The 26,562-nt window shown below is 61.8% G+C and carries 24 protein-coding genes; 8 read left to right on the forward strand and 16 right to left on the reverse strand.

Going from position 1 to position 26,562, the window contains the following annotated elements; all coding sequences use genetic code 11:
- Positions 1 to 4 precede the first annotated feature (4 nt).
- Positions 5 to 211 carry a dodecin gene (locus C5P05_RS31630; RefSeq protein WP_114973835.1) on the reverse strand — a complete coding sequence of 69 codons (207 nt, stop codon included), beginning with the start codon at positions 209 to 211 and terminating at the stop codon, positions 5 to 7.
- A 115-nt stretch (positions 212 to 326) separates the two neighbouring features.
- Positions 327 to 1,037, reverse strand: coding sequence for a YceH family protein (locus C5P05_RS31635; protein ID WP_114973836.1), 711 nt, complete (start codon positions 1,035 to 1,037; stop codon positions 327 to 329).
- Positions 1,038 to 1,063: 26 nt separating this feature from the next.
- Between C5P05_RS31635 and purN the strand changes: the two genes are divergently transcribed.
- Positions 1,064 to 1,654, forward strand: a complete 591-nt coding sequence (gene purN, locus C5P05_RS31640) for a phosphoribosylglycinamide formyltransferase (RefSeq protein ID WP_114973837.1) — start codon at positions 1,064 to 1,066, stop codon at positions 1,652 to 1,654.
- Between the two features lie 88 nt (positions 1,655 to 1,742).
- Here purN and fumC read toward each other — a convergent pair whose 3' ends face one another.
- Both fumC and C5P05_RS31650 read right to left on the reverse strand, forming a co-directional pair.
- Positions 1,743 to 3,128, reverse strand: coding sequence for a class II fumarate hydratase (gene fumC, locus C5P05_RS31645; protein ID WP_114973838.1), 1,386 nt, complete (start codon positions 3,126 to 3,128; stop codon positions 1,743 to 1,745).
- Positions 3,129 to 3,183: 55 nt separating this feature from the next.
- The gene (locus C5P05_RS31650; RefSeq protein WP_114973839.1) at positions 3,184 to 4,074 is read right to left on the reverse strand and encodes a LysR substrate-binding domain-containing protein; all 891 of its coding nucleotides are present in this window, start codon (positions 4,072 to 4,074) and stop codon (positions 3,184 to 3,186) included.
- Between the two features lie 106 nt (positions 4,075 to 4,180).
- On the opposite strand from C5P05_RS31650, the gene C5P05_RS31655 reads away from it, so the two are divergent.
- The 5 genes from C5P05_RS31655 (at position 4,181) to C5P05_RS31675 (ending at position 9,762) form a co-directional block, all read left to right on the forward strand.
- Positions 4,181 to 4,768, forward strand: a complete 588-nt coding sequence (locus C5P05_RS31655) for a cysteine dioxygenase family protein (protein WP_114973840.1) — start codon at positions 4,181 to 4,183, stop codon at positions 4,766 to 4,768.
- 44 nt (positions 4,769 to 4,812) lie between these two features.
- Positions 4,813 to 6,399 (forward strand): rhodanese-like domain-containing protein, encoded by a 1,587-nt coding sequence (locus C5P05_RS31660; RefSeq protein ID WP_114974186.1) that lies wholly within the window; start codon positions 4,813 to 4,815, stop codon positions 6,397 to 6,399.
- A 57-nt stretch (positions 6,400 to 6,456) separates the two neighbouring features.
- On the forward strand, positions 6,457 to 7,449 hold the full coding sequence (locus C5P05_RS31665; protein WP_114973841.1) for a Bug family tripartite tricarboxylate transporter substrate binding protein: 993 nt from the start codon (positions 6,457 to 6,459) through the stop codon (positions 7,447 to 7,449).
- A gap of 31 nt (positions 7,450 to 7,480) precedes the next feature.
- The gene (gene metC / locus C5P05_RS31670; protein WP_114973842.1) at positions 7,481 to 8,674 is read left to right on the forward strand and encodes a cystathionine beta-lyase; all 1,194 of its coding nucleotides are present in this window, start codon (positions 7,481 to 7,483) and stop codon (positions 8,672 to 8,674) included.
- Between the two features lie 68 nt (positions 8,675 to 8,742).
- A complete protein-coding gene (locus tag C5P05_RS31675; RefSeq protein ID WP_114973843.1) occupies positions 8,743 to 9,762 on the forward strand; it encodes a YeiH family protein in 1,020 nt (339 codons plus the stop codon).
- Here C5P05_RS31675 and C5P05_RS31680 read toward each other — a convergent pair.
- The 12 genes from C5P05_RS31680 to C5P05_RS31735 form a co-directional block, all read right to left on the reverse strand.
- A complete protein-coding gene (locus C5P05_RS31680; RefSeq protein ID WP_114973844.1) occupies positions 9,752 to 12,955 on the reverse strand; it encodes a type I restriction endonuclease subunit R in 3,204 nt (1,067 codons plus the stop codon). The two genes, C5P05_RS31675 and C5P05_RS31680, sit on opposite strands and share 11 nt — an antisense overlap.
- Positions 12,952 to 14,034 (reverse strand): Fic family protein, encoded by a 1,083-nt coding sequence (locus C5P05_RS31685; RefSeq protein WP_114973845.1) that lies wholly within the window; start codon positions 14,032 to 14,034, stop codon positions 12,952 to 12,954. Before C5P05_RS31685 ends, C5P05_RS31680 begins: the two co-directional genes overlap by 4 nt.
- A 329-nt stretch (positions 14,035 to 14,363) precedes the next feature.
- Positions 14,364 to 14,849, reverse strand: a complete 486-nt coding sequence (locus C5P05_RS31690; RefSeq protein ID WP_198674929.1) for a hypothetical protein — start codon at positions 14,847 to 14,849, stop codon at positions 14,364 to 14,366.
- 17 nt (positions 14,850 to 14,866) lie between these two features.
- Entirely contained in the window at positions 14,867 to 15,568 is a 702-nt protein-coding gene (locus C5P05_RS31695) for a DUF3800 domain-containing protein (RefSeq protein WP_114973847.1), read from the reverse strand.
- Positions 15,565 to 16,896, reverse strand: a complete 1,332-nt coding sequence (locus C5P05_RS31700; protein ID WP_157979500.1) for a restriction endonuclease subunit S — start codon at positions 16,894 to 16,896, stop codon at positions 15,565 to 15,567. The genes C5P05_RS31695 and C5P05_RS31700 overlap by 4 nt, the downstream gene beginning before the upstream one ends.
- Positions 16,893 to 17,198, reverse strand: a complete 306-nt coding sequence (locus C5P05_RS31705; protein ID WP_114973849.1) for a hypothetical protein — start codon at positions 17,196 to 17,198, stop codon at positions 16,893 to 16,895. The genes C5P05_RS31700 and C5P05_RS31705 overlap by 4 nt, the downstream gene beginning before the upstream one ends.
- On the reverse strand, positions 17,188 to 18,741 hold the full coding sequence (locus C5P05_RS31710; protein WP_114973850.1) for a type I restriction-modification system subunit M: 1,554 nt from the start codon (positions 18,739 to 18,741) through the stop codon (positions 17,188 to 17,190). The genes C5P05_RS31705 and C5P05_RS31710 overlap by 11 nt, the downstream gene beginning before the upstream one ends.
- 214 nt (positions 18,742 to 18,955) lie before the next feature.
- Complete coding sequence (locus C5P05_RS31715) at positions 18,956 to 20,158, reverse strand: ABC transporter permease (protein WP_114973851.1); 1,203 nt, start codon at positions 20,156 to 20,158, stop codon at positions 18,956 to 18,958.
- The gene (locus C5P05_RS31720; RefSeq protein ID WP_114973852.1) at positions 20,158 to 20,919 is read right to left on the reverse strand and encodes an ABC transporter ATP-binding protein; all 762 of its coding nucleotides are present in this window, start codon (positions 20,917 to 20,919) and stop codon (positions 20,158 to 20,160) included. The genes C5P05_RS31715 and C5P05_RS31720 overlap by 1 nt, the downstream gene beginning before the upstream one ends.
- Entirely contained in the window at positions 20,916 to 22,238 is a 1,323-nt protein-coding gene (locus tag C5P05_RS31725; RefSeq protein WP_114973853.1) for an efflux RND transporter periplasmic adaptor subunit, read from the reverse strand. The genes C5P05_RS31720 and C5P05_RS31725 overlap by 4 nt, the downstream gene beginning before the upstream one ends.
- Positions 22,239 to 22,266: 28 nt before the next feature.
- A complete protein-coding gene (locus C5P05_RS31730; RefSeq protein ID WP_114973854.1) occupies positions 22,267 to 23,664 on the reverse strand; it encodes an efflux transporter outer membrane subunit in 1,398 nt (465 codons plus the stop codon).
- A 116-nt stretch (positions 23,665 to 23,780) separates the two neighbouring features.
- Positions 23,781 to 24,509, reverse strand: a complete 729-nt coding sequence (locus C5P05_RS31735) for an EF-hand domain-containing protein (RefSeq protein WP_114973855.1) — start codon at positions 24,507 to 24,509, stop codon at positions 23,781 to 23,783.
- Positions 24,510 to 24,736: 227 nt separating this feature from the next.
- Here C5P05_RS31735 and C5P05_RS31740 point away from each other — a divergent pair, with 227 nt between their 5' ends.
- Positions 24,737 to 25,477, forward strand: coding sequence for a response regulator (locus tag C5P05_RS31740; protein ID WP_114973856.1), 741 nt, complete (start codon positions 24,737 to 24,739; stop codon positions 25,475 to 25,477).
- Positions 25,465 to 26,538 carry an ATP-binding protein gene (locus tag C5P05_RS31745; protein ID WP_232834744.1) on the forward strand — a complete coding sequence of 358 codons (1,074 nt, stop codon included), beginning with the start codon at positions 25,465 to 25,467 and terminating at the stop codon, positions 26,536 to 26,538. The genes C5P05_RS31740 and C5P05_RS31745 overlap by 13 nt, the downstream gene beginning before the upstream one ends.
- The last annotated feature ends 24 nt before the right edge of the window (positions 26,539 to 26,562 follow it).

Below are 26,562 nucleotides of genomic sequence, written 5' to 3' on the forward strand. Positions count from 1 at the left end.
GCGGCTATTCCAGCGTAAAGCCGATTTTCAGGGACACCTGCCAATGTGCCACCTTGCCATCGACCACATGGCCCCGGGTCTCGGTAACGGTGAACCACTGGATGTTGCGCACCGTCTCGTGCGCCTTGGCGATGGCGGCGCTCACCGCATCTTCAATACTGACGCTGGAGGATCCGGTCAGTTCAAGCTGCTTGTAGACATGATTGCTCATCGTGGTGCTCCCGAGAGTTGATTGGCTTGTTTCGGGAAATATTACGCGCTTTGCGCCGGAACTACAAATACAAGTCTCGCGGCAAGTTGGGCCGACCTGCGCCCTACCTGCTTGATCAGGCCTGTTCAGGCGGCGACACGCCCAATTCCGAACACAATTTTTGCACCGTGGCGCGCAACTGGGCCACTTCGGCTTCGAGCCGGTCAATGCGTGCGGCCATGTTGCCGGTGACCGATCCGTCCCCCGAACGCGACCCGTGTTCGGCGCCGGTTTGCGTGGCGTCCACCGGCCCGCACAGCAGGTGCGCCCAGCGCTGCTCGCGCGTGCCTGGCCCGCGTGCCAGTTTGACCACCAGCGGGCCACCCTTGGCGGCCGAGCGCTCCTGCAGCTCTTCCAGAAAACCATCGACCGAAGAGATGTCGGCAAATTTGTACCAGCGCTCCGAATTCAGCCGCAACTCGCCCGCGGTTTGCGGACCCCGCAGCATCAAAAGCCCCAGCAGCACGGCCGCCTGCTCGAACACGCCGATGCCGCGCTGGAAGTTGTGTTCGTAGCGCGTGGTGCGTCCGCTGCTGTTGATTCGCACCAGTCCGGCCGAGTTCAGTTCGTCCAGAGCCGTGGCCACTTGCGCTTCATTGAGCTCCATGATGGGGTCGCGGGTGGTCTTCTGGTTGCAGCCGATGAGCAGGGAGTTGAGCGACAGCGGGTAGCTGTCCGGCACGGTTCTGGCCTTTTCCATCAGGGTGCCGAGCACGCGCGCCTCGATGGGGGTGAGGAGGGGAGCGGTGGGCGGGGTGGGCGTCGAAGAGGGAGTGGTCAGCGTCATAAAATTAAGCAGGTATAGAAACTTATATGAAAAACATCGTTATTTTGATCTCTGGCGGCGGCTCCAACATGGCCGCCATCGTTAAAACCGCACGGCGCGACGGCTGGCAGGAGAAATGGGGGGCACGCGTGGCGGCCGTCATCAGTAACAAGGCGAGTGCGCAGGGCCTGGTTTTTGCCCGCGAACACGGTATCGCCACCGAGGTGCTGGACCACAAGGCCTTTGTCACGCGCGAGGCGTTTGATACAGCCCTGTCTGAAGCGATCGATGTGTACGACACGCCAGGGCAGCCCGCGCTGGTGGTGCTGGCGGGCTTCATGCGCATTCTGACGCCGGGCTTTGTGAGCCGTTACGCGGGGCGGTTGCTCAACATCCATCCTTCCTTGTTGCCGGCCTTTCCGGGCTTGCACACGCACCAGCGCGCGCTGGACGCCGGCTGCCAAGTCGCCGGTGCCACCGTGCATCAGGTCACGGTCGAACTGGACCACGGCCCTATCCTGGCGCAGGCCGTGGTGCCGGTGCTGGCGCAGGACACGGCCGACAGTCTGGCGGCGCGCGTGCTCACGCAGGAACATCTGATCTATCCCCTGGCGATTGCCAAGTTACTACAAAAATAGTAGCTATCCACGCTTATTGCACGAGGGCTAGAGGCTTGTTTCTCTTGTAAAAATCCTCTAGCCGCATGGCGACCACCACTCACCCGGCCTAACGGCCGATCATTTTTTCCGGCCTGACCCATTCGTCAAACTGTGCCGCCGTTACGTGGCCGGAGGCAATGGCGGCTTCGCGCAGGCTGCTGCCTTCCTTGTGCGCTTTCTTGGCAATGAAGGCGGCCTTGTCGTAACCGATATGGGTGTTGAGCGCCGTCACCAGCATCAGTGAGCGGTTCACCAGTTCCGCGATGCGCGCACGGTTGGGCTCGATGCCGACGGCGCAATGGTCGTTGAAACTGCGCATGCCATCGGCCAGCAAGCGCACGCTTTGCTGGAAGTTATGGGCGACCATGGGGCGGAACACATTGAGCTCGAAATTGCCCGAGGCGCCGCCCATGTTGATGGCCACGTCGTTGCCAAACACCTGGCAGCACAGCATGGTCAGCGCTTCGCTTTGCGTGGGATTGACCTTGCCGGGCATGATGGACGAGCCCGGCTCGTTTTCGGGGATCGACAACTCGCCAATGCCGCTGCGGGGTCCGCTGGCCAGCCAGCGCACGTCGTTGGCGATTTTCATCAGGCTGGCGGCCAGCGTCTTGAGCGCGCCGTGCGCATGCACGAGTGCATCGCAGGAGGCCATGGCTTCAAATTTGTTGGGCGCCGTCACAAACGGCAGGCCGGTCAGCCGCGCCAATTCAGCCGCCGCCTGCTCGGCATAGCCGGCCGGCGCATTCAGCCCGGTGCCGACGGCGGTGCCGCCCAGCGCCAGTTCGCACAGGTGCGGCAAGGCCGCCCGCAGGTGCTGCTCGCCGTGCGCCAGTTGCGCTACATAGCCTGAGAATTCCTGCCCCAGCGTCAGCGGCGTGGCGTCCTGCAAATGGGTGCGACCGATTTTCACGATGCCGTCAAAATCCTGCGCCTTGCGCGCCAGCGTGGCACGCAGTTGGGCCAGCGCCGGCAGCAGCTTGTGCGTGATGGCGTCCACCGCCGCGACGTGCATGGCCGTGGGGAACACGTCGTTGGAGGACTGGCTGCGGTTCACCTCGTCGTTCGGGTGCACCAGCCGGCTTTCGCCGCGCGCGCCGCCGAGAAGCTCGCTGGCGCGGTTGGCCAGAACCTCGTTGACGTTCATATTGGTTTGCGTGCCCGAGCCGGTTTGCCAGACCACCAGCGGGAACTCGGGCGTGTGCTGGCCGGCAATCACTTCGTCGGCCGCGGCCATGATGGCTTGCGCCTTGTTGCCATCCAGCAGTCCCAGGCCCAGATTGACGGTGGCCGATGCCCGTTTGACCTGCGCCAGCGCGCGGATGATCTCGCGCGGCTGCTGTTCGCCGGAGATATCGAAGTTCTGCAGCGAGCGCTGCGTTTGCGCACCCCACAGGCGGTCGGCGGGGACTTCAATCGGGCCAAAAGTGTCGTGTTCGGTGCGTGTGTTCATAGGGTCTCCAGGGTCTTTCGCTGGTCCATCAAAAAATGGGCGTTGATCTTTTTTATTATCTTTCACTGTCCAAAGCCATCGGCGTGGCATTGCGAATCAGGCCCAGGTTGGCCTTGAGCATGTCGAACACCTTGTGCGTCAAGGGATTGATGACGTTTTTGCGAATGAACAGGTAGTAGGCCACGTCGGGCAGGCGTGGCAAACCATCGTTCTCGCCCAGCACCCGCAGGTCGGCCCCGACCAGTTCGACGCCGCGCGCGGTCACGCCCAGTCCGGCGCGCAGCGCCGCCCTGATGCCAATCAGGCTGGACGAGGTGTAGTTGGGCGACCAGCGAATGCCCGCGCCATCGAGCGCTTCCAGCGCCAGGCGGCGAAACAGGCTGGGGCCGTCCGCCAGCACCAGCGGCACCGGCTTGGCGCGATCATGCACATAGCTGGCGGAACACAGCCAGACCGTGGGCGAGGTGCGCAAGACGACGCCGTCCAGGGTGGCGTCGTTGCGGTTGGAGATCGTCATGTCGATCTCGCCCCGCTTGAGCGATTCCATCAGAAAAGGACTGCGCCCGACGTGAATATCGAGCTGCAGCAGCGGTGAGAAGCGTGCCACCTGCGCCAGCAGGGGCGGCAGCATGGTGTCCGCCACATCGTGCGGTGCGCCAATGCGCAGCACGCCTTCCAGGTTGCCTTGTTGCAGGCTGAGCAAAGCTTCGTCATTGATGGCCAGCAAATGGCGGGCGTAGTCCAGCAGCTTCTGCCCATGCGGCGTCAGCCGTTTGTGGCGCCCCTGTTTCTCGAAAAGCGCATGGCCAATCTGGTCTTCCAGACGCTGCATTTGCTGGGTCACCGCCGATTGCGTTTTGCCGAGATGAACGGCGGCGCCGGCAAAACTGTCTTGCTCCTGAATGGCCACCAAGGCCCTTAACAACGCCAGATCCAGTGTGCTCATATATTACGAATGCTAATGTATTTTTCTCTGATTCCGGCTTGTTTGGAAAATCGGGTTTGACTATATTAAACCCATCAAGCAGAAATTTTCATTGAGGAAAAATACCATGAATACAGCAGCACAACGCATCCAAGCGGTGGATGACAGCATTAAAAACATTAAACAAATTGTTGGGAATGGTGACGCCACGCGTCAATCGCTGGCCGGGGTACTGGCGGTGCTTCAGCAACTGGCTGGACGCACCGCGCTGTGGGGCGCCAGTGAGTTCGCCGCGCCTGAAGGCGATGAGCTGCAGGCGCGCTACATGATTGCCGAAGACGCCGACCAGAGCTTTGCGCTTTACCTGAACGTGATGCGCCCCGGCAAACGCATCGTGCCGCACAACCACACCACCTGGGCCTGTATCAGTGCCGTGGAAGGGACCGAGATCAACCGCCTGTATGAGCGCCAGGATGACGGATCGGCGCCGGGCCAGGCCCAGCTCAAGGAAGTCAGCCGCCTTGTGGTGGAGCCGGGCACGGGCGTGGCGCTGATGCCGGACGATATTCACTCGGTCGAAATTCCGGTGGGGCAAGTCATTCGGCATTTGCACATGTATGGCCGCGCGCTCGAAACCCTGACCACGCGTACCGGGTACGACATGGAAAAAGGCACTTGCGAAATCATGGCCATCGGCGTTCAGACCCGCCGCTGATGACTGCGCCGCACCTGCCCCCATATTCCCTGGCTCAAGTCCCCATGACACGCTTTGTCGACGCGCCAACGCTGAAGTCCTGGCTGCATGACGGACACGAAATTGCCCTGTTCGATGTGCGCGAACACGGGCAGTACGGCCAGGCCCATTTGTTCTATGGTGTCACGCTGCCGTACAGTCGCCTGGAGTTGGACGCGCCGCGCCTGGCGCCGCGCAGAAGCGTCCGCCTGGTGGTCTACGACGAGGGCCACAGCGTGGCCACCTGGGCGGCGCTTCGTCTGGCGGCGCTGGGCTATACCGATGTGCATGTGCTGCGCGATGGCACGGCCGGCTGGCGGGCTGCCGGATTTCCGCTGTTTGCTGGCGTCAACGTGCCGTCCAAGACCTTCGGTGAACTGGCCGAGCAGGTCTACCATACGCCCCGCATCAGCGCCACCGAGCTGGCCGCCATGCTGGCGCGCCAGGACGACGTCATGGTGCTCGATGGCCGGCCTTTCTCGGAGTTCCAGAAGATGAACATTCCGGGTGCCACCAGTTGCCCGAATGGCGAGCTGGCCTTGCGCATTGGTCAGCTGGTGCCCAGCGTGCAGACGCGCATCGTGATCAATTGCGCCGGGCGCACACGCAGCATCATCGGCGCCCAGACGCTGATTAATTTGGGAGTGCGCAACCCGGTGTATGCGCTGGAAAACGGCACCCAAGGCTGGACTCTGGCCGACCTGGAACTGGAACACGGCGGCACGCATCGTTACCCGGAAGTCGAGGAGGCAGGGGAGTCCGTGGCGCAAAGCGGCATGCGCGCCGCGGCACAAGCGCTGGCCCAGCGCCTGGAGGTGCCGGTGGTCGATGCGTCAACCGTGCGCCGCTGGGCCACCGATCCGCAGCGCAGCTTATTTTTGTGCGATGTCCGTACCCCGGAGGAATATGCGCGCGGCACACTGCCCGGCGCCCAGCACACACCGGGCGGCCAGTTGATACAGGCCAACGACCAGTATGTCGGCGTGCGCCAGGCCCGGTTGGTGCTGTTTGATTCAGACGGCATCCGTGCGCTCACCGTGGCCGGCTGGCTGTGCCAGATGGGCCACGACGCCAGCGTGCTAGATGACGGGCTGGCCAGCGACCTGGCCTTGCCGGAAGTGCCCGCGCCCTCTGTGCCGGCTTTGCCGGTCATCAGCGCCCAATCACTGGCCCACCGCTTGGCCAGTGAGGAGGTTCTCGCCATCGATCTGTGCCCCAGCATGCAGTTTCGCCAAGGCCACTTGCCGGGTGCACGCTGGTCGATTCGCCCGCGTCTTGCAGCCATGCTGGCCGGCGAGCGCCGCCCGGTGGTGCTGATCGCCGATGACTCTGCGCTGGCTGCCTGGGCAGCCCTCGACGTGCAGGCACTGGGCTTGTCCGTCAGTCTGCTCGAAGGGGGCATGGCCGCCTGGCGTGCCGCTGGATTGCCCGTGCAGGCCAGCGGCAACACGCCCTCCAACAGCGATTGCATCGACTTTTTATTCTTCGTGCACGACCGGCACGACGGCAACAAGGAAGCGGCCCGCCAGTACCTGGCCTGGGAAGTCAACCTGTTGGCGCAGCTGGATGCGCTGGAGCTGGCCTCGTTCCGTCTACCGGTACTACGTCATTGATTCCCCCGTCTCGTCAGTCTCCGTCTCCCCAACCACTTCTTACTTCAGGAATCCATCATGTTGACCACGCTCAAATTCAATGCTGCTGCCCTCTGCTGCGCCCTGTTGGCGGGGCAGGCGGCGCTCGCACAACCCATGCCGCAGGTCGGTGGTTTTCCCAATCAGACGATCAAGTTCTTGTCACCCTTTCCGGCCGGCGGGGGCAATGACGGCACGACCCGGATCGTGACCAGCCGTTTGTCCGACATCACGGGCCAGAGCGCGGTGGTCGACAACCGCGGCGGCGCGGGCGGCAACATTGGCGCCAAGGTGGTGGCCGATGCCAAGCCCGACGGCTACACCGTATTGACCGGCCAGGTTTCGCTGATGGCGGTGAATCCCACGCTTTACCGGGTGCCGGGTTTTGATCCGCTGAAAAATTTCATCCCCATCACCCAGATCAATGCCGCGCCTCTGGTTCTGGTCGTGGCCAGCAACTCGCCCCTGAAAAGCTTCGCCGACCTGACCGCGCAGATCAAGGCCCAGCCCGGCAAAGTGACCTATGCCACACCCGGCAACGGCACGCTCTCGCATTTGGTGGGCGTGGTGCTGGAAAAAGACAGCGCCTTGAGCATGACGCATGTGCCCTACAAAGGCGCGGCCCCGGCCATCACTGACTTGCTGGGCGGCCAGGTGGATCTGCTCATCACCTCGACCGCTTCAGCGGCCGGTTTCATCCAGAATGGCAAGATGCGCGCCCTCGCGGTGACCAGTCCGCGCCGCATCGGTGTATTCACCAAAGTCCCCACCCTGGAAGAACTGGGCTTGAACAACATGAATTTTGAAGACTGGTATGGCTTCTTTGCCCCCGCGGGTACGCCACCGGAGCGCGTGGCCTACTTGCACGACAGCATCGTGCGGGCGCTCAAAACGCCGGAGGTGAGCAAGCTCATTACCGAAGGTGGCAGCGCGGTGGTCGGCAATACCTCGGCCGCTTTCGCCGCCCAGCTCAGGGAAGACATCGCCCGCTGGTCGCGCGTCGTCAAACTCTCGGGCGCCGCGATTGATTGAGCCGTCTACCCACCACGCCCTGTCTGCCGCCATGAACAAGAAACCTCCGCCCGCCGCGTCGCTGCCCACCCGCTTGGTCCATGCCGGCAAGGCCCCGGTCTTTGAGGGCGGAAGCCCCGTCAATCCGCCGGTGGTGCGCGCCAGTACCGTGCTGTTTGACAGCGTGGCGCAGCAGCGCGACATGCGGATGCGGCGCGGGGACGAGCGCCTGTTCACCTACGGCGCGCGCGGCAACCCGACCAATTTCGCGCTCGAAGACCTGGTCAGCGAACTCGAAGGGGCCTACCGCACGCGGCTGTTTCCCACCGGCCTGGCGGCCATCGCCATGACGCTGCTGTCCTACCTGAAGCCTGGTGACCATGTGCTGATGTCGGACAGCGTGTATGAGCCGGCCCGCAAGCTGGTGGATTCATTCCTTACCCCGTACAACATCCGCTGCACTTTCTTTGCGGCCGACGGCAGCGATGTGGAGGAAAAAATCGAAACCAGCACGCGCATGATTTATGCCGAGTGCCCGGGCTCGCTGGTGTATGAGATGTGTGACTTGCCGCAGTTGGCCGAGATGGCCCACGCGCGCGGCCTGCTGCTTGCCGCGGACAACACCTGGGGTTCCGGCTGCCAGTACCGCCCGCTGGCTCTGGGGGCCGATATTTCCATCATGGCCGCCACCAAATACCTCAGCGGCCACTCCGACGTGATGATGGGCACGGTGGCCACCACCCAAGAAACCTGGCAGCCGCTGGCCGAACGCAGTGACGCTTTCGGCATGACGGTCAGCCCCGACGACGCTTATCTGGTGATGCGCGGCGCGCGCACGCTGGCGGCGCGCCTGGCCATGCACGAACGCGGCGGTTTGCAGGTGGCGCATTGGCTGCAATCACGCCCTGAAGTGGCCACCGTGTTTTGCCCGGCCTTGCCTGAGCACCCCGGTCATGCGCTGTGGGCGCGGGACTGCAAGGGAAGCAATGGCCTGGTTTCTTTTGAGCTTCAATCCGCGTTCGATCAGGCCGCTGCCGAGCGCCTGATCGACAGCCTGGCGCTGTTTGGCATTGGCGCCTCATGGGGCGGCTATGAAAGCCTGGTCACACTGGCCGACATGCGCCGCGCCCGCAGTGTGAGCGACTGGTCTGATCGCGGGCAGGTGATCCGCCTGCATGTCGGGCTGGAAGATCCGGCAGACCTGATTTGTGACCTGATACAGGGGTTTGCCACGTTGGCCAGCTGAGCCAGTTCCCCGGCGGCGCCGTTCGCCGCTTCACTCATCGTCTGCTTTTCCCGAGGTTTTTGACAGCCATGCTCAGCTCTGCACGTCCCTGGATTCTGCACACCCGTGGCTTATGGCCCGGCCTTGCACTGCCTCTGCTCATCATGCTCGGCGCCACCTTTATTTCCGAACACTACGGCGGCCCGCAACTTCTCTACGCTTTGTTGTTCGGTGTGGCTTTTCACTTCCTGTACCAGGACGCGCGTTGCCGGCCTGGCATTGAGTTTTGTGCCAAGACCTTGTTGCGCATTGGCGTGGCCCTGCTGGGCGCGCGCATCACGCTGTCGCAAATCGGGCAGCTGGGCATCGGGCCGCTGGCAACGGCGGCCCTGAGCATCGTCAGCACCATTGCCCTGGGGGCGTGGCTGGCGCGGCGCTTTGGCCTGACGACCGACTTTGGCCTGCTGTGTGGCGCAGCGGTGTCCATCTGCGGCGCGTCGGCGGCGCTGGCGGTGTCGGCCGTCATGCCCAAAACGCAGGAGAACGAACGCCACACCCTGCTGACGGTGGTCGGTGTGACCGGGCTGTCCACCCTGGCCATGATTTTCTATCCGCTGCTGGTCAAGATGCTGTTGTTGAGCGACACCAGTGCCGGCATCTTCCTGGGCGGCACCATTCATGACGTGGCGCAGGTCATAGGCGCCGGCTTGTTGATTTCCCATGAAACGGGTGACGTCGCCGTGATCGTGAAACTCTTTCGGGTCACGCTGCTGGTGCCGGTGGTGGCGGTGCTGGCTTACTACTGGCGACAGCGCCGCATCGACAGCCCCAGTCATGCGGGCAAGCCGGGGCCGCTGTTGCCCTTCTTCCTGATCGGTTTCATGGCGCTGGTGCTGATCAATAGCAGTGGCGTCATCACGCCCCGGCTCGTAGAGGGCGTGAGCCAGATTTCCCGCGTTTGCCTGGTGATTGCCATTGCGGCATTGGGCATCAAAACTTCGTTCGAAGACCTGGTGAAGCTGGGCTGGCGGCCGATGGCCCTGATGTTGATAGAGACCCTGTGGCTGGCCGCCGTATTTGTGGTTTACCTGTGTGTCTTCAGGCGGTAAGTACCCAACTCTCCCCCAGCGCTTGCGCCTGCTGCAACACCAGCTCCACGGCGGCGTCCTGCAGGTCCGGCGGGTATTTGTATTTGCGCAAGATCCGCTTGACCATCAGGCGCAGTTTGGCGCGCACACTCTCGCGCTCTGACCAGTCCACCGTCAGGTTCTGGCGCAAGTTCTCGGTGAGCTCGTGGGCGATCTTCTTGAGGGTCTCATCCGTCAGCTCGCGCACGGCGGATTCGTTGTTCGCCAGCGCGTCATAGAAACGCACCTCGTCCTCGGTCAGCCCCAGTGTTTCACCGCGTGAGGCCGCCTCGCGGAACTTCCTGGCCATGTCCACCAACTCTTCCATCACCTGCGCGGTCTCGATGGATCGGTTTTGGTAGCGGGTGATGACACTGCTCAATAGCTCCGAGAACTTGCGGTTTTGCACCACGTTGCTGGCAAAGCGGCTCTTGATTTCGCCCTCCAGCAGCCGTTCCAGTAGCTCCACCGCCAGGTTTTTTTCGGGCAGGTTGCGCACCTGGGCCAGAAACCCGTCGTCCAGCAGGCCGATGTTGGGCTTGTCCAGGCCCACGGCGTCAAAGATGTCCACCACGCTCTCGGACACGATCGCCTGGCTGATGATTTTCCGAATCGCCAGCTCGCGGACTTCATCGGTGCGCTTTTGGGCGGATGTTTCCTTCTTGGTCAGGATGACTTTGACGCCCTGCATGAAGGCAACCTCCTCGCGCACCGCCTTGGCCTCATCCAGGGTGCAGCACAGGGTAAAGGCCTGGCTCATGGCCAGTGCGGTGTCGGCAAAGCGCTTTTTGCCATCGCGCTGTCCCGCGCCTGGATGACCCGTTTTGAGACCCAGCACATGGTTGGCGGCACCGGCCAGCGCCTTGTGGCCGCTGGTCAAAAAGCCGCTGTAATCAAAGCCATGCAGCATGGCCTGCAGCACGTCCAGCTTTTCGGTCAACACGCTGAAGGCTTCGTGCGCGTCCACGGTGGGGCGGCCTCGGCCTTTGGCTTGGGTGTACTCCTTCATGGCGGCCTTCAGCTCATTGCCGATGCCGATGTAGTCCACCACCAGGCCACCCTGCTTGTCCTTGAAGACCCGGTTGACGCGGGCAATCGCCTGCATCAGGTTGTGCCCCTTCATGGGCTTGTCCACGTACAGGGTATGCACGCAGGGGGCGTCAAAGCCGGTCAGCCACATATCGCGCACGATCACCAGTTTGAGCGGGTCGGCGGGGTCTTTGAAGCGTTTTTCCAGGCGCTTCTTGGTCTGGGCGCTGTAGATGTGCGGGCGCAACAAGGCTTTGTCACTGCTGGATCCGGTCATCACAATCTTGATGGCACCGCGCTCCGGGTCTGCGTCGTGCCAGTCGGGGCGCAGCCGGACGATTTCGTTGTACAGATGCGCGCAGATGTCGCGGCTCATGGCGACGACCATGGCTTTGCCGGTCTGCGCCTTGTTGCGCTCCTCAAAGTGCGCCACCAGATCAGCCGCCACACTGGCGACACGCGGTTCCGCGCCGACGACCTTTTCCAGTGCGGCCCAGCGGCTTTTGAGTTGCGATTGCGTGCTTTCCTCTTCGTCTTCGGCCAGCTCGTCCACCTCCTCATCCATCTGGCTCAGGTCGGCCTCGTTCAAACTGAGCTTGGCCAGGCGTGACTCGTAATAAATGGCGACCGTGGCGCCGTCTTCCTTGGCCTGCTGCATGTCATAGACATGGATGTAATCACCAAACACGGCGCGGGTGTCGCGGTCGGTGCTGCTGACGGGTGTGCCGGTGAAGGCGACGAAAGTGGCGTGGGGCAGGGCGTCGCGCAGGTGCTGGGCGTAGCCAACCTGGTAACGCTCGCTTGCACCCAGGGCGGCATACGTGGGCGGCGCAAACTCGGCCCGGTGCGGGGTGACTTCGCCGTCGCCAGTCGCCATGTAACTTGCCTTGCGCGTCTTGAGCTTGGCCTCGAAGCCGTATTGCGTGCGGTGCGCCTCGTCGGCAATCACCACGATGTTGTGCCGGTTCGACAGCACGGGGTAGCTGTCTTCGTCCTCGCCCGGCATGAATTTCTGGATGGTGGCAAACACAATGCCGCCCGAGGGCCGGTTCGCCAACAGCGCCCGCAACGCCTGCCGCGTGCGTGCCTGCACCGGCTGCTCGCGCAACAAATCCTGCGCCAGGCTGAACACGCCAAACAACTGTCCGTCCAGGTCGTTGCGGTCGGTGATCACCACGATGGTCGGGTTCTCCATCGCCGGCTCCTGCATCACGCGGGCGGCAAAGCAGGTCATGGTGATGCTCTTGCCGCTGCCCTGCGTGTGCCAGACCACGCCGCCTTTCTGACCGCCACCGGGCCTGGACGCCGCCACGACCTGCCCGATCGCCAAACGCACGGCGTGAAATTGGTGGTAGCCCGCGATTTTTTTAACGATGCCGCCATCGTCCTCAAACAGTACAAAGTAGCGCAGGTAATCCAGGAAATAGGTGGGCGCCAGCACACCGCGCACCAGCGTTTGCAACTCGTTGAATTCACCCAGCGGGTCCAGCGTCACGCCGTCGATGGTGCGCCAGGCCATGAAGCGCTCCGGGTCGGCGGACAGCGAGCCCAGCAGCGCCTCGGTGCCGTCCGAGATGACCAGCATCTCGTTGGTCTGGAACACCTCGGGAATCTGTTCCTTGTAGGTCTGGATCTGCTCGTAGGCCTTCCACACATCGGCGTTGAGGTCAGCCGGGTTTTTCAGCTCCAGCAGCACCAGCGGCAGGCCGTTGACGAACAGAACGATGTCGGGCCGACGCGTGTGGTGCGGGCCTTTGATGGAAAACTGGTTCACCGCCAGCCAGTCGTTTTTTTCTGCTTGGGCCCAGTCGATCAAGCGCACAAAGTCGCCCCGCGTTTCGCCGTCCTTCTGGTACTGCACCGGCACGCCCGCCACCAGCAGGCGGTGGAAATGCCGATTGGCCGACAACAACGCCGGGTGCCCCAAGTCCAGCACCTGCTTGAGTGCGTCTTCGCGGGCGGCGGTAGGGATGGCGGGGTTGAGCTTGTGGATGGCCTCGCGCAGACGAAAGGGCAGCAGCACCTGGCGGAAGTTCGCCCGCTCGGGCGCCGGGCCGTCGGGGGCCATGTCGGGGCCGTAGACGTGGCTGTAGCCCACGTCCGCCAGCCAGGCCAGGGTTTCGCGTTCGAGTTGGTCTTCGGTCATGGCGCGGTCCCCAATGCGCCTTGCAAAACCGTGTTCAAAGCCAGATTGATGTAGTAATTGCCGCGCCCTATTTTTTGTTTTTCCACAAACCCGCCGTCGGCCAAGGCATCCATGTATTTGGTGGCGGTGATGCGTGACACCTGCAGGTCACGCTGCACAAACTCGATCTTGGTATAGGGGTGGGTGAACAGGTGGTTGATCAAGTCCTGGCTATAAAACTTGTAGCCCGTGCGGATGCGGTGCTTGTAGTCAAACAGCGCCGCCTTGATGGCCTGGACGGTGGTGATGGTTTGCCCGGCGGTCTGCTCCACCGCCGTCAGCATGTACAGCACCCAGTCTTCCCAGGTATCGTCCTCACGCACGGTTTGCAGCAGGTGGTAGTAGTCCGACTTATTGCGCACGATATGGTTGCTCAGGTACAGCACCGGAATGTCCAGCAAGCCCTCTTTGACCAGATACAGCACATTCACAATGCGCCCGGTGCGGCCATTGCCATCGTAAAACGGGTGAATGCTTTCGAACTGGTGGTGCATCAACGCCATCTTGATCAACGGGTCGGCATCGAACAAATCAGCGTCGTTCATGAACCGCTCCAGACCACTCATCAGCGCCACAATCTCAGCCGGGTCTTGCGGCGGCGTGTAAATGGTTTGCCCATTGCTGTCTTTGAGCGCCGTGCCCGGCAGCTTGCGAAAACCGGCGTTGTTGCGTTCCAGTTCGCCCTGAATTTCGATGATGTGGTTCGCCGTCAACAAGCCGCTGGTGCGCACCTGCTCAAACCCCACCAGCAAGGCTTGGCGGTAGCGCAAAACTTCTTTGGCGGCGGGGTTGGCAAAGGCTTCGGGCAGCACGTCGTCCTTGAACAGCTCATCATGCGTGGTGACGATGTTCTCGATCTCGGAACTGTCCTTGGCCTCTTGCAAGCCCAGCGTGTTGATCAGAATGCCCTGGTTGGGAATGGAGGCCGCCATGCCCTTCAGCTCCGCCAGCTTGCGGCTGCTGCTGGCCAGCTTTTTGAGGATGGCAGTCGTCTCGAACCGGGCGGGGTTGAGCTGTTCAAGCGGCGTGAGTGCGGACATGGGCGAGCCTTGAAAGGGAGCGACGTGTATAGATATTCAAGTCTTCTTTACATGTTAGTCGCGATGTGTATAGAAAATGCGTATTTCTATACGTGTCATGGTGAGTCATGAAGGTGGGTAGTCTCAATTGCGCAACCGATATCAAAACTCAATAAATGCCTAAATAGGCCTCTAGCCCATGTCCATAAAGCACATATAGCTATATTATTTGCAGCAAATGTTCGTCAGGACAGCACCATATTTTCTCGATATCGGTATAATTGGCCTCAGCTCATCTACCACGTGTAGAAGGAGTATCAGGGGCCCTTACACAGCAATGTGTCGGGGCTTCAGTCTTTCTGGGCTGCCCAATACGCATCACGCTCTTTGGCAAATTTGCGAATGGTGTGACTTCTGAGGCAATACGCAGTCTTCAGCAGGTAGTAGCGGGGACCCTCCTGAGTGTCGCGTTTGGCCAGCACCACAGCAAAATCGTGCTGCTCTGCCCAGATCACCACATGCGCCTCAGTGCCACGTTTGTTTTCCCACCATGAAAAGTCCGCAGTCCCTACATTCTGAATACACCAGGCCACCCAGCGCACACGGGCACAGCGTTCAAGGTCGGGAATACGGTCATCTTCATTGCGGTTGTTCTGGCTGGGTGCTTCTGAAATCAGGTGCCAGAAACCATAACCTTTGTGCCTGCTAGTCGGGTTGAACCGAACCTTCACCGGGGCACCCCAAAGCTGTAGCCTGGCGTGGGCCACCAAGGTCAAATACTCGGCATAGATGGCATCTTCATACGCAGCCCAATCAGCGTAATCGTTGAAATGCATGAGCGCTGGGGGCAGGCTCACGTTTGGGGCCTCCAGACAAAGAGATTGAATTTTTCCGCCTTCAAAAGCGAGCTTTGCTCCAGTCGCAAGCCAGAACGATGGCGCAAATAGCTCACCAACGCCAACTTGGCCGGACTCTCTTGCAAGCCACGGTGAACGTAGCCAACCGCGCCAATCAACAAATCCGCCAGCTGTAGCAACAGCACATCATGTGAATGCACCAGCTCAATTTTTTCGATCACGCTGCGGTCAAAATCGTAGTTGGCGCTGCACAGCACATCGTGCAACTTGGTCACTTTGGCTTGCCCCTGCGTGTCTTTGATGTCCAGGAAAATGCGGTAATGCTGGCTCGGGTCAATCAGGCGATTGAGCACCAAGTACCACATCTTGTAATAAAAATCGTCGTGGTTTTGCGCAAAACGTCCGTGGTTTAGCGCCTGCTTGTTCGGCACCACCAGTCCCCGAAAATGCAGCAGGGGTTCGTCAAAAAACAGATCCAACAAGGCCCGATAAAAGGCCAACTGACCCGGCGATACCTTGACCCACTTGATTTCAAACTGCGGCGGCAACCCATATTGCTTCTTCAGCGCCTTGATCTTGCGCGCCAGCATGGCCCGGTGCGTGGCGGGGCACCACACCGCGCCCAGCACCATGGCCCGCATCTGGTCGTTTTCAAGGTGGCAAGATTCGTCGCAATAAACGTGGATGAGTTCGCTCATGCGGCCGTCTCCTCAAGGTGGGTTTGCGCCTGCGGCAGCCGCAACTGACCCGAGATCAGGCGCGGCAGCAGGGTGTCGCGCAGGGTGGCTAGGGTTTGGGCTTGCGTCTGGTTGGCCGAGAAACGTTCACGCAATGGCAACACAACGTCATCAAAATTCTGAAGCACCGCAACCGGAGGAACAAGCAATTTGAGCGTGGCCAGCTTTCCTCGACTTAACTCGGTCTGCCCTGTTGAGCCTTCGCCCATGCCTTCAATCTCAGCCTGCCTGCGCATTATTGATAGCCCAAGGTAATTCCACGTAAGCGAGGAATCTGCACGCATCACCGTGACATGCGAATCAACGATGGCGGGGTTATCTAAAGACAGAACTTGCGCGACACGGCCAAGCGTTCCAACGCCAGTCGAATTCACCAAAATATCGCCTTTTAACAACTCTCGGCCATCAATTTTTCTCTGTGCTGGATCGTGACGGCGAGCTTTGCTCAAGTCCAGAGAGAAGTCTCGAATGCACTTTTGGTTAATGACAATAACGCCGCCATCCTCGATATATTTGGGTGAAATTCCACGGCTTAGGTAGCTTGTGTGTTCACCCAGCGTTCCAACCTGCCACCCCTTCGGCACCAAGCCCAGTTCCGACTCCTCGAAGCCATTAGGAAACAGTTGGGCGGTGGCCTCGTCCATGCCTTCGGGCGCGCGGCCTTCCAGCTTGGCGCGCACCGGATCGAAATCGACAAACCACGACTTGAACAGCGCCCGGGCGATGGCTTCGAGCGTGGCATTGGTTTCGCGCAGTAATTCAATCTGACTCGAAAGCTCGAAGTAAAGCTCACCGACGGATTCCTGCACTTCTCTATCTGGCAGGGGAATCAGCAGTTTGTTGAAATCGGTTTTTTTAAGGTGCGGGATCACCGCATCGACATTCAACGCCTTTATCCTCTTCTGAACTAGGTCGGAGCGTAGCGCAGCAAAAAGGTACAGTGGGCTGATTTTTTTCGGATCAGCTCTCAACGCAACCATGTCTTGCGCGATACAAAAATCTATTGGGTTAGGAACCAAGCATATGGCACCGTTCTGACTACCTTTGTTGGTTAGCAAAATGTCGCCCGGAGCGGGGTGTGACCGAAACCAAGTGTTGTGCGTCTCTTGGGATACGTATCGCAAATTCAGTTTCAGGGGATACAGGTCAACATTGTTCACACAGTTCGTGGCGATCAAAGCGATACCTTTAGGAGCTGTTGGTGCTGTCTTTCCTCTGTTGTCAACAATGAATTCAACTGCGTCCTTCAATGAAATTTCATTCGGCAAAGCTGGCAGGTCAAAATTCACAATCGGCCCTCCGAAACCGCTTCATCCGGCGTATCCCACATCTCCCGGTACGCATTGATGTGCTCAGCCGTAGCCACCGGGTCGATATCGAAGTAATAGCGGCACAGTCGCTTGAACGCCAGCAGCATGTCCGGGTCGCAACAAAACCCGAGCATGTGGTCAAGCTGATGGTCGATGCGGGCGCTGTCACGCTCGCCGCGTTGAATGATGTCGTCAACTTCTACATTCGCGGCTTGTATGGCCTGGCGGAACAGGGCCGTCAACTGTTGGCCCATCAGCTGAAAGTTGTCGTCAGAACTCATACCCCAGCCCTCCCAACTTCAGCCGAATCAACTGGTCCAGCTCCGCCCCTTTGGCCATCTGCTCACCCAGCTTTTCGGTGAGCTGCTGCATCTTGGTGGTGAAGTCTTCGTCGTTGTCCTCGACTGCTTCCGCGCCCACGTAGCGGCCGGGCGTGAGGACGTGGCCGTGTTGGGCGATTTCTGCCAGCTGGACGCTGCGGCAGAAGCCAGCGACGTCGGCGTATTCACCGGCATTCGCTTCACCACGCCAAGCCGCCACCGTGCCCGCAATGCGCTCAATCACCTCATCCGTGAACTCGCTCTGCACCCGGCTGATCATGGTGGCTTGTTTGCGGGCGTCGATGAACAGCACTTCGCCCTTGCGCTGGGTTTTCTGCTTGACTAAAAACCACAAACACGCCGGTATCTGGGTATTGAAGAACAACTGGCCCGGCAGCGCCACCATCACCTCCACCACGTCGGCCTCGACCATGGCGGCGCGGATCTGGCCTTCGCTGTTCTGGCTGGAGCTCATGGAGCCGTTGGCCAGCACAATGCCGGCGCGGCCGGTCGCTTTGAGATGGTGCAGCATGTGCTGCAGCCAGGCGTAATTGGCGTTGCCTTGTGGCGGGTCGCCATAGACCCAGCGCGCATCGCCCATCAGGCTGCCGTGCCACCAGTCGCTGATGTTGAACGGCGGATTCGCCAAAATGAAATCGGCGCGCAGGTCGGGGTGCTGGTTGCGGGTGAAAGTGTCGCCCGGTTCGCGGCCCAGGTTGAAGTCGATGCCGCGAATGGCGAGGTTCATGGCCGCCAGGCGCCAGGTGGTGGGGTTGGCCTCCTGGCCGTAGATGGACACGTCGCCCAGCTTGCCGCCGTGCGCTTCGATGAATTTCTCCGACTGCACAAACATGCCGCCCGAGCCGCAGCACGGGTCGTAGACCTGGCCGCTGTGCGGGCTGAGGATGGCGACCAGGGTTTTGACGATGCTCGCCGGGGTGTAAAACTGCCCGCCGCGTTTACCTTCGGCGCTGGCGAACATACCCAGAAAGTATTCGTAGACCTGGCCCAGCACATCGCGGGCGACCGAGGGGTTATCGCCAAAACCGATGGTGGAGACCAGATCGACCAGCTCGCCGAGCTTGCCGTCGGGCAACTGGGCGCGGGCGTAGCGCTTGTCCAGAATGCCTTTGAGCTTGGGGTTTTCAGTCTCAATGAGGGTCAGGGCTTCGTCGACGCGTTTGCCGATGTCGCTTTGTTTGGCGGCGGAGCGCAGGCTCTCCCAGCGGGCCACCTCGGGCACCCAGAACACGTTGACCGCTGTGTAATAGTCGCGGTCTTCCAGTTCGGCCGCCAGGTCTTGCGGGCTGGCGTCGGCAAAGTAGTACTCGTCTTGTGGGGTGCTCAGGCGGTGGGAGAGCTCGGCGCGGCGGGCGGCAAAGGTGTCGGAGATGTATTTGACGAAGATGAGGCCGAGCACCAGGTGCTTGTATTCGGCTGCGTCCATGTTGGCGCGCAGTTTGTCGGCGGTGGCCCAGAGTGTCTTTTTGATGTCGTCAAGCATGCCGTGGCAGTTTCCCGGTTCGATTGGTTTGGATTCGCTGCTTCGGATTATGCGGCTCCAAAAATGACGGGCTATTTTGCTATTTAAATGATAGCTTCTTACGCTTATTTCACGGGGGCTAGATGGCTAAAAGGCTTGTAAATTTTGGTGTGGCATGGATTGCCGCGCTGCGCTCGCAATGACGGACAAGCAGTCATTGATGGCGCCGATGTGATCATTCATGCCGCAGCGCTTCGATCGGGTCCAGCCGGGCCGCCCGGCGCGCCGGGAAGTAGCCGAACAGTACGCCAATGCCGGCCGAGAACAGGAAGGACAGCAGGTTCACGCCGGGGTTGAACAGATACGGAACCTCCATCACACTCGCCAGCAGAATCGATGCGCCGGTGGCCAGCACGATGCCAATCACGCCGCCCAGCGAGGCCAGCACCACCGCCTCGATCAAAAACTGCAGCAGCACCTCGCGCTCCAGCGCGCCAATCGCCAGCCTTAGGCCAATCTCGCGGGTGCGCTCGGTCACGCTCACCAGCATGATGTTCATGATGCCGATGCCGCCCACCAGCAGGCTCACCGCCGCCACCGCACCCAGCAGCATGGTCATCACCTTGGTGGTGCCGGAGAGGGTGTCGGCCAGTTGTTTGGTGTCCAGCACGTTGAAGTTGTCTTCATCCGCCTCGGCCAGTTTGCGGCGCTCGCGCAGCAGCTGGGTCAGGCTGGCCTTGACGCGGGTGGCGTCACTGCCGTCCTGCATGGACACCAGGATGGTGTTGACGCGGGTGTTGCCGGTGATGCGGCGCTGCAGCGTCTTGAGCGGCACCAGCACCACATCGTCCTGGTCGTTGCCGAAGGCGCCCTGGCCCTTGGAGTTCAATACGCCCACGACCTCGCAGGAGATCTGTTTCACGCGCAACTGCTCGCCGACTGCGATCCGCGTGCCATAAAGCTCGCGCCGCACGGTTTCGCCAATCATGCACACGGCGGCACCGCCGCGCAGCTCGTCGTCGGAGAACTCGCGCCCGTCGCGTAGCTTCCAGTTGCCCGTGACCAGCCAGGCATTGGTGCTGCCGATGATGCTGCTGGTCCAGTTGCGGCCGTAGGCCACCAGGGTGGCACTGCTGCGGGCCTCGGGTGCCACGGCGGCGATGCCGCCGATCTGGCTGGCGATGGCGTCGGCGTCCACCTCCTTGAACGACGGGCCGCCGCCGGAGCCGGGGCCCATGCGCTGGCCGGGGCGAACTTGCAGCAAATTGGTGCCAAGACCGGAAATCTGGTTCTGCACGGCCATGGTCGCGCCGTTGCCCAAGGTGACCATGGTGATGACGGCACTCACGCCGATCACGATGCCCAGGATGGTCAGGAAGGAGCGCATCAGGTTGCGCCGGATGGAGCGCAGGGCGAGCAGCAGGGTATTGAGCAGCATCAGTGGACCTCAGTGGCGGGTGGGGTCATCGGCCGTTGGACTGCTGCTTCGTGCAGCCCGGCGGGGTGCGGATTGAGCGTGTCGCTTTCCACCACGCCGTCCACAAAATGCACGATGCGTTTGGCGTAAGCCGCCATGTCGGCTTCGTGCGTGACCATCAGCACGGTAATGCCGTGTTTGACGTTCAGGCTCCACAACAGTTCCATGATCTCCTTGCTGCGCTGGGTGTCCAGATTGCCGGTGGGTTCGTCCGCCAGCAGCACGGCCGGTTCGGTGACGATGGCGCGGGCAATCGCCACGCGCTGCTGTTGCCCGCCCGACAACTCGGCCGGTGTGTGATGTTCCCAGCCGCTCAAGCCGACCGAGGCCAGCGCTTGGGTGGCCAGCGCGTGGCGCGTTTTGGCTGTCTCGCCACGGTACAGCAGCGGCAGTTCGACGTTTTCCTGGGCCGAGGTGCGCGCCAGCAGGTTAAAGCCCTGAAACACAAAACCCAGAAAGCGCCGGCGCAGGCGGGCGCGCTGGTCGCGCGACAGCGTCTCGACGTGCACGCCGTTGAACAAATACTCGCCGGTGGTGGGTGTGTCCAGACAGCCCAGCGTGTTCATGGCGGTGGACTTGCCTGAACCGCTGGGGCCCATGATGGCGACAAAGTCGCCGGCCCGGATGGTCAGGTCCACCCCTTTGAGGGCAGCTAAGGCGGTGGCGCCCTCGCCATAGACCTTGGTCACCCGTTTGAGCTGGATGAGCGGGGGCTCGATCATGATGCCGCCCCACCGGTGCGCTGGTCGGTGATGACCTGCATGCCGGGCTGCAACTCGCCGCCCGTGATCTCGGTCATGCGGCCGTCGCTGATGCCCGGCGTCACGGCGATAGCTTCTGCCTTGCCGCCTTGCAGCACCCAAATCTGTTTGGCATTGGCGTTGCCATTGCCTCCCGCCGACTTGCGCGCGCCGCTGCGCGGCATGCGCGGCAGCAAACTGGACACAATGCCGCCGCTGGCTTTGGCCGCGCCCGAGGTGGCGCCTGCCATTGCCGGCGTGAAGCGCAAGGCCGTGTTGGGCACCAGCAGGACGTTGCGCCGTTCGGTGGAGGTAATGGTGCTTGATGCCGTCATGCCGGGGCGCAGCGACAGGTCGGCGTTGTCCACTTCGAGGTAGGTGATATAGGTGACCACGTTTTCGGTGGTGGTGGAACCAAAAGCCACGCGGGTGATGATGGCCGGGTATTTGCGCGACGGGTAGGCGCTGACGGTGAAACTGGCTTTCTGACCCACTGTGACCGAGCCCACATCGGCTTCGTCCACATTGACCTGCAGCCTGAGTTTGGACAGGTCCTCGGCCACGGTAAACAAGGTGACGGCCTGCAGCGAGGCCGCCACTGCATTGCCGGGGTCCACCGTTCGGGTCAAGACCACACCGTCAATGGGCGAGCGGATCGAGGCTTTGGAGAGGTTGGTTTCGTCGGTGGATGCGGTTGCCTTGGCCTCGGTCACGTTGGCACGGGCACTGACCTCGTCGGCCCGGGCGCGTTCCAGGGTGGCGCGGCCGGTGTCGAGTTCAGCCTGGGACGGCACCTTGCCACCCGACAAGCGCGCCACTTCTTCGAGCCGCGCCAGGTTGCCCTGTGCTTCCTTGACGGTGGCGACGACTTGGGCCACCTTGGCGTTCGCCGCCGCGAGCGCGGCGCGGGAGCGCGCCACCTGGTCGCTGAGCTTGGCGGTGTCAAGTTCGACCAGGATCTGGCCCTTTTTGACCTTGTCATTCACATCCACCAGCACGCGTTTCACGGTGCCTGACAGTTCGCTGCCAATGCTGACCGAGCGCGTTGGCTGCAGCGTGCCGTTCGCGGCCACGGTCAGGGTCAGATTGCCGCGACTCGCAGCTTCGGTGACAAAGACCGGCGCCGCATTGCGGGTGGCGTTGGCTTGCCAGAAATAGAAACCTGCGCCAGCCAGCAACACCAGACCGACCACCAGCCAGACCATGGTTCGGCGCCACCACGCACGCTTGGGCGCGTCGTCCAGCATGGTCTGCAGGTCCTTGGTTGAAAGGGGTTCGGGGGAGGTCGCTTGCTTGGTCATGGTGTGTTCTTGTAAGTTTCGGTTGTATTCAGTTCCAGCCGCCGCCCAGGGCCTTGTACAGGCGCACATGGTCGGCGCTGATGTCGGCGCTGGTGCTGGCCACACTGTCCTGGGTCGTCAGCAGCGTGCGCTGTGTCTGCAACACGATCTGGAAGTCAATCAGGCCACTGGCATAGCGCTGTTGCGCCAGCAGCGCCGCATTGTCGGCCGCGATGGCGGCATTTTGCAGGCGGACCAGGCGTGCGCGATCTCCGGCCAGGGCCACCAATGCGTCTTCAACATCTTTCAAGGCTGTCAGCACCACCGCCTGATAACCGGCGCGGGTCTGCTCCAGCGCGGCTTCCTGCGCCTGTACCTGCGCCCTGGCAGCGCCACCATCAAACAGGGGAACGGAGATGCCGCCGAGCAAGGCGCTGGCCACGGACGCGCCGCTGGTGAGGCCGCCAAGGGTTAGCGCACTCAGGCCCAGCGAGCCGCTGATGGAAAAACTGGGGTAGCGCGCCGCATCCGCCGCCGACACCCGTGCCAGGGCGGCACTGATGCGGTGTTCGGCGGCGCGAACGTCGGGACGCTGGCGCAGGGTTTGCGCCGGAATGCTCAGTGCCAGGTCATCGGCGGCCTGCGGGATGGCCAGCGCAGGCGTCAATTGCGCCTGCAAGGCCAGCGGTGTTTGTCCGGTCAGGACGGCCAGGCTGTGCTGGGTCTGGGCAATGCTGGCTTCCAGGGTGGGAATCTGGGCTGCGGTCTGTTCGCTGGCGGTGCGGGCCTGCTCCAGCTCAAGCGAGGTGGTCAGCCCGGCCTGCACGCGCCAGTCGGTGATTTGCAGGGTTTCCTGCTGGCTTTTCAGGTTGTTGCGGGCGATCATCAGCTGCGTCTGCTGGCCGCGCAGCTGGATGTAGGCCAGCGCCACCTCGGCCGCCACCGACACCTGCACATCGGCTAGCGTGGCGCCGGCCGCCAGGGCATCGGCCTCGCTGGCGTTCAAGGCGCTGCGTTTGCCGCCAAAGATATCCGGCTCCCAGCTGGCATCCAGACCCACCTTGAAACTGTTGCCGGCGTCAAGGTCGCCGGACTTGCTGCGCTGTGCCGACGCGCCAGCCGACAGGCCGGGCAGCAGGCCCGCACCTTGAACGTCACGCAAGGCGCGCGATTGTTGCAGCGCGGCCTGGGAGGAGTGGATGCTGGTGTTGGCCTGCAAAGCCTGCGTGACCAGGGTGCTCAGCAGCGGGTCGTTGAATCTCTGCCACCACTGTGCCAACGAGCTCGTGCCGGCGTTGGTCGTGGCGACACCCGGGTCAGGTACACCCCGGGCCTGCGGTGACCACGATGAGCAGCCGCTGAGCGCCATGGCCAGCGACAAAACCAGCGGCAGGGGGCTGGACAGGCGGTGGCGAGACCATGGGGAGGGGAATTTTTGTGAGGGCATCTGTTCCTGCAAGCTGGGGTGCGTTGAAGTTTCCCATTGTGCAGGAGCCACATGCGGTAACGGTTTCCCCTCCGTGAAGTCTTGTAAAGCTGTGGCGGGCCACAGGTCTGGATGGCTCAGGCCAATGCGCTTAGCGTGCCGCCTTTGGTTTGCTGGGTCATGATCTGTTCGTAGGCCTGCTTGACCAGTTCAGCCAGGTCGACGCTGTTCTGTGTTGACGTGGCGCTGCTATCAGTGCCCTCAAGCTGCGCAGTCAGCTTCTCCATGAACGCGTCAGTCTCGTCGCTGCTGATTTGCTTGTCATCGTTGGTGTCAATGGCCTTGAGCAAGGTCTGAACCGCATCGGTTGAAGAACTGGACGAGCTGCCAGCAAGACGCTCCTGGGCAGATACCGTGCCGTCCTCGTTGGTGTCCAGCGGGTCATACGTGGTGCTGCCGGCGCTGGCGCTGCCACCAGCGCCGCCGGGAGGCGGGGGCGGTGGTGTGCCGTCGGCGCCGCGGGTCTCCTCGTTGCTGGTGCTGTCCGAACGCGATTGGGCGAAATCCATGGTGGAGGGCGGCGGTGGCATGAGGCTTTGCATGCCCTGGTCGAGCTCGTCACTGGACAGGCTGCCGTCGCTGTTGCTGTCCATTTTGCTGAACAGTTCGTCACTGCTGCTGCTGTCGTTGGTGACGCCGGTTTTCTGGGCCACGTCGGTCAGCAGACCCTGCAATTCGGTTTTGTCGACGCCGCCACTGCTGTCCGTATCGACCTTGGCGAACATTTTGGCCTGCATCTGACTTCGTTGGGCTTTCATGGCGGCCCAGGCATCGCCTGAGCCACTGACCCCGCTGATGGTGCTCATAGTTTTTCCTTTTGTTTCCAAAGTTGAGTGAAATGTCACCCTCGCGGGAACAAGCGAATGGCGACCCGATGATTCTTGCGGGTCCCCGTAAACCGCGTTTGTCCGCTTTGTACCGAAGCTGATACAAAGCGCCGTCCTAGCTTGGGAACAAGAGGGAATTGACCCACTTGTTTGCGCTTTATTGCCGGGTGGTCCGTCTCTACACTTTAAGTTTCCATGAGCACACCATGCAGCCCCGTTCGCAGATCCTGATCGTTGACGACGACGAAGGCATCACTACCTTGTTGCGCGAGTACCTGGCCCGCTTCGGGCTGGAGTCTCATGTGGCCGGCGATGGCGTCACCATGCGCGAGCAGCTGGCGGCGCACCGCATCGACCTGGTGGTGCTGGACCTGATGTTGCCAGGCGAGGACGGGCTGATGCTGGCGCGCGAAGTGCGCCAGCATTCAACCTTGCCGATCATCATGCTGACGGCTCGCTCCAACCCCTATGACCGGGTGCTCGGGCTGGAATCCGGCGCGGACGACTATATGAGCAAGCCTTTCGAGCCACGCGAGTTGGTCGCCCGCATCCAGACCGTGTTGCGTCGTGCCGGTCGCCCGCGTGACGGCGCCTGTGACCACACACGCAGCGACGTGATCCGCTTTGACGGCTGGGAGCTGCACCGCGAAGACCGCTGCCTCACGTCACCGGCGGGCTTGGTGGTGGCCTTGTCCAATGCCGAATTTCGCCTGCTGTCCACCTTTCTGCAAATGCCGCGCCGGCTGTTCAGCCGCGATCAGCTGATGGAGCAGGCGCGCGGGCGAACCATGGATTCTTTCGAGCGCAGCATTGACCTGCTGGTGTCGCGCCTGCGCCAGAAATTGGCCGATGATCCGCGTGAGCCCAACATGATCAAGACAGTTAGGGGCGCGGGCTACATGTTCAACGTCCAGTCGGTGCAGGGCGGTGCGGTGTGGCTCAACTGATCGCGCGCTTCCCGCTTCGCCTTCTGCCCAGCACCTTGTTTGGTCGGCTGGCACTGCTACTGTTTGTGGCGGTGCTGGCCAGCCACGCCCTGGCCTTGACCCTCATGTTCGAGTTGCGTCCCCCCATGCCGAACCCCGGCCCCGGCATGACGCCCGACTTCGGCCCCGGTCATCCGCCTCCCGGCCCGCCGCCCCTGCTGCATCCGGGGCTGTTGCTGGACATCGGTGTGCGGCTTTCTGCCCTGATGCTGGCGGCCTGGATTGGTGCGCGCTGGTTGTCGCAGCCCATCAGGCGTCTCGCCAGTGCTGCGCGTGAGATCGGGCTGGATGTCCATCGGTCGCCGCTGGCAGAGGAAGGCACCGAGGAGTGCCGCGCCGCGACCCGCGTTTTTAACCAGATGCAGGCGCAGATCTGCCAGCAGTTGAGCGAGCGTGACCGTTTTGTGGCGGCGGTGTCGCACGATCTGCGCACACCCTTGACGCGTCTGGCCCTGCGGGCCGAAGGTTTGAGCGATACGCTCCAGCGCCAGCAATTTGGGAAGGACATCGTGGAAATGAACAACATGATCACCGCCACGCTGGACTATTTGCGCGGTGCGGCCGACCCCGAACCCTTGGTGTTGCTGGATGTGATGTCTTTGCTGGAAAGTCTGGCCGATGACCAGCAGGCGTGCGGGCACGATGTGACGGTGACAGGCTACGCCGAACCGCTGCGGGCACAAGCATCCTCGCTTCGCCGCTGCATCGACAACCTGGTGGCGAATGCCGTGCGTTATGGCCACGTAGCCCGCATCAGCCTGACAGACCACCCCGAACATGTTTGCATTGAAGTCAGCGATGAAGGACCGGGCATCCCTGAAGACGAGCTGGACCGGGTGCTGGCGCCGTTTTACCGGGTCGAGGCCTCACGCAACCGCAACAGCGGCGGCGTGGGCCTGGGCTTGTCGATTGCACACAACATTACACGCCGGCATCAGGGCCAACTGCGCCTGCGCAACGGGGCGTTGGCCGGTCTCATCGTTACGCTGACCTTGCCGCGCCGACTTGCAGCCGATAGGTGAAACGAAACCGATATTCCGACCTCT

It is taken from the genome of Rhodoferax ferrireducens (assembly GCF_003347515.1).
In the GTDB taxonomy this organism is placed as follows: domain Bacteria; phylum Pseudomonadota; class Gammaproteobacteria; order Burkholderiales; family Burkholderiaceae_C; genus Rhodoferax.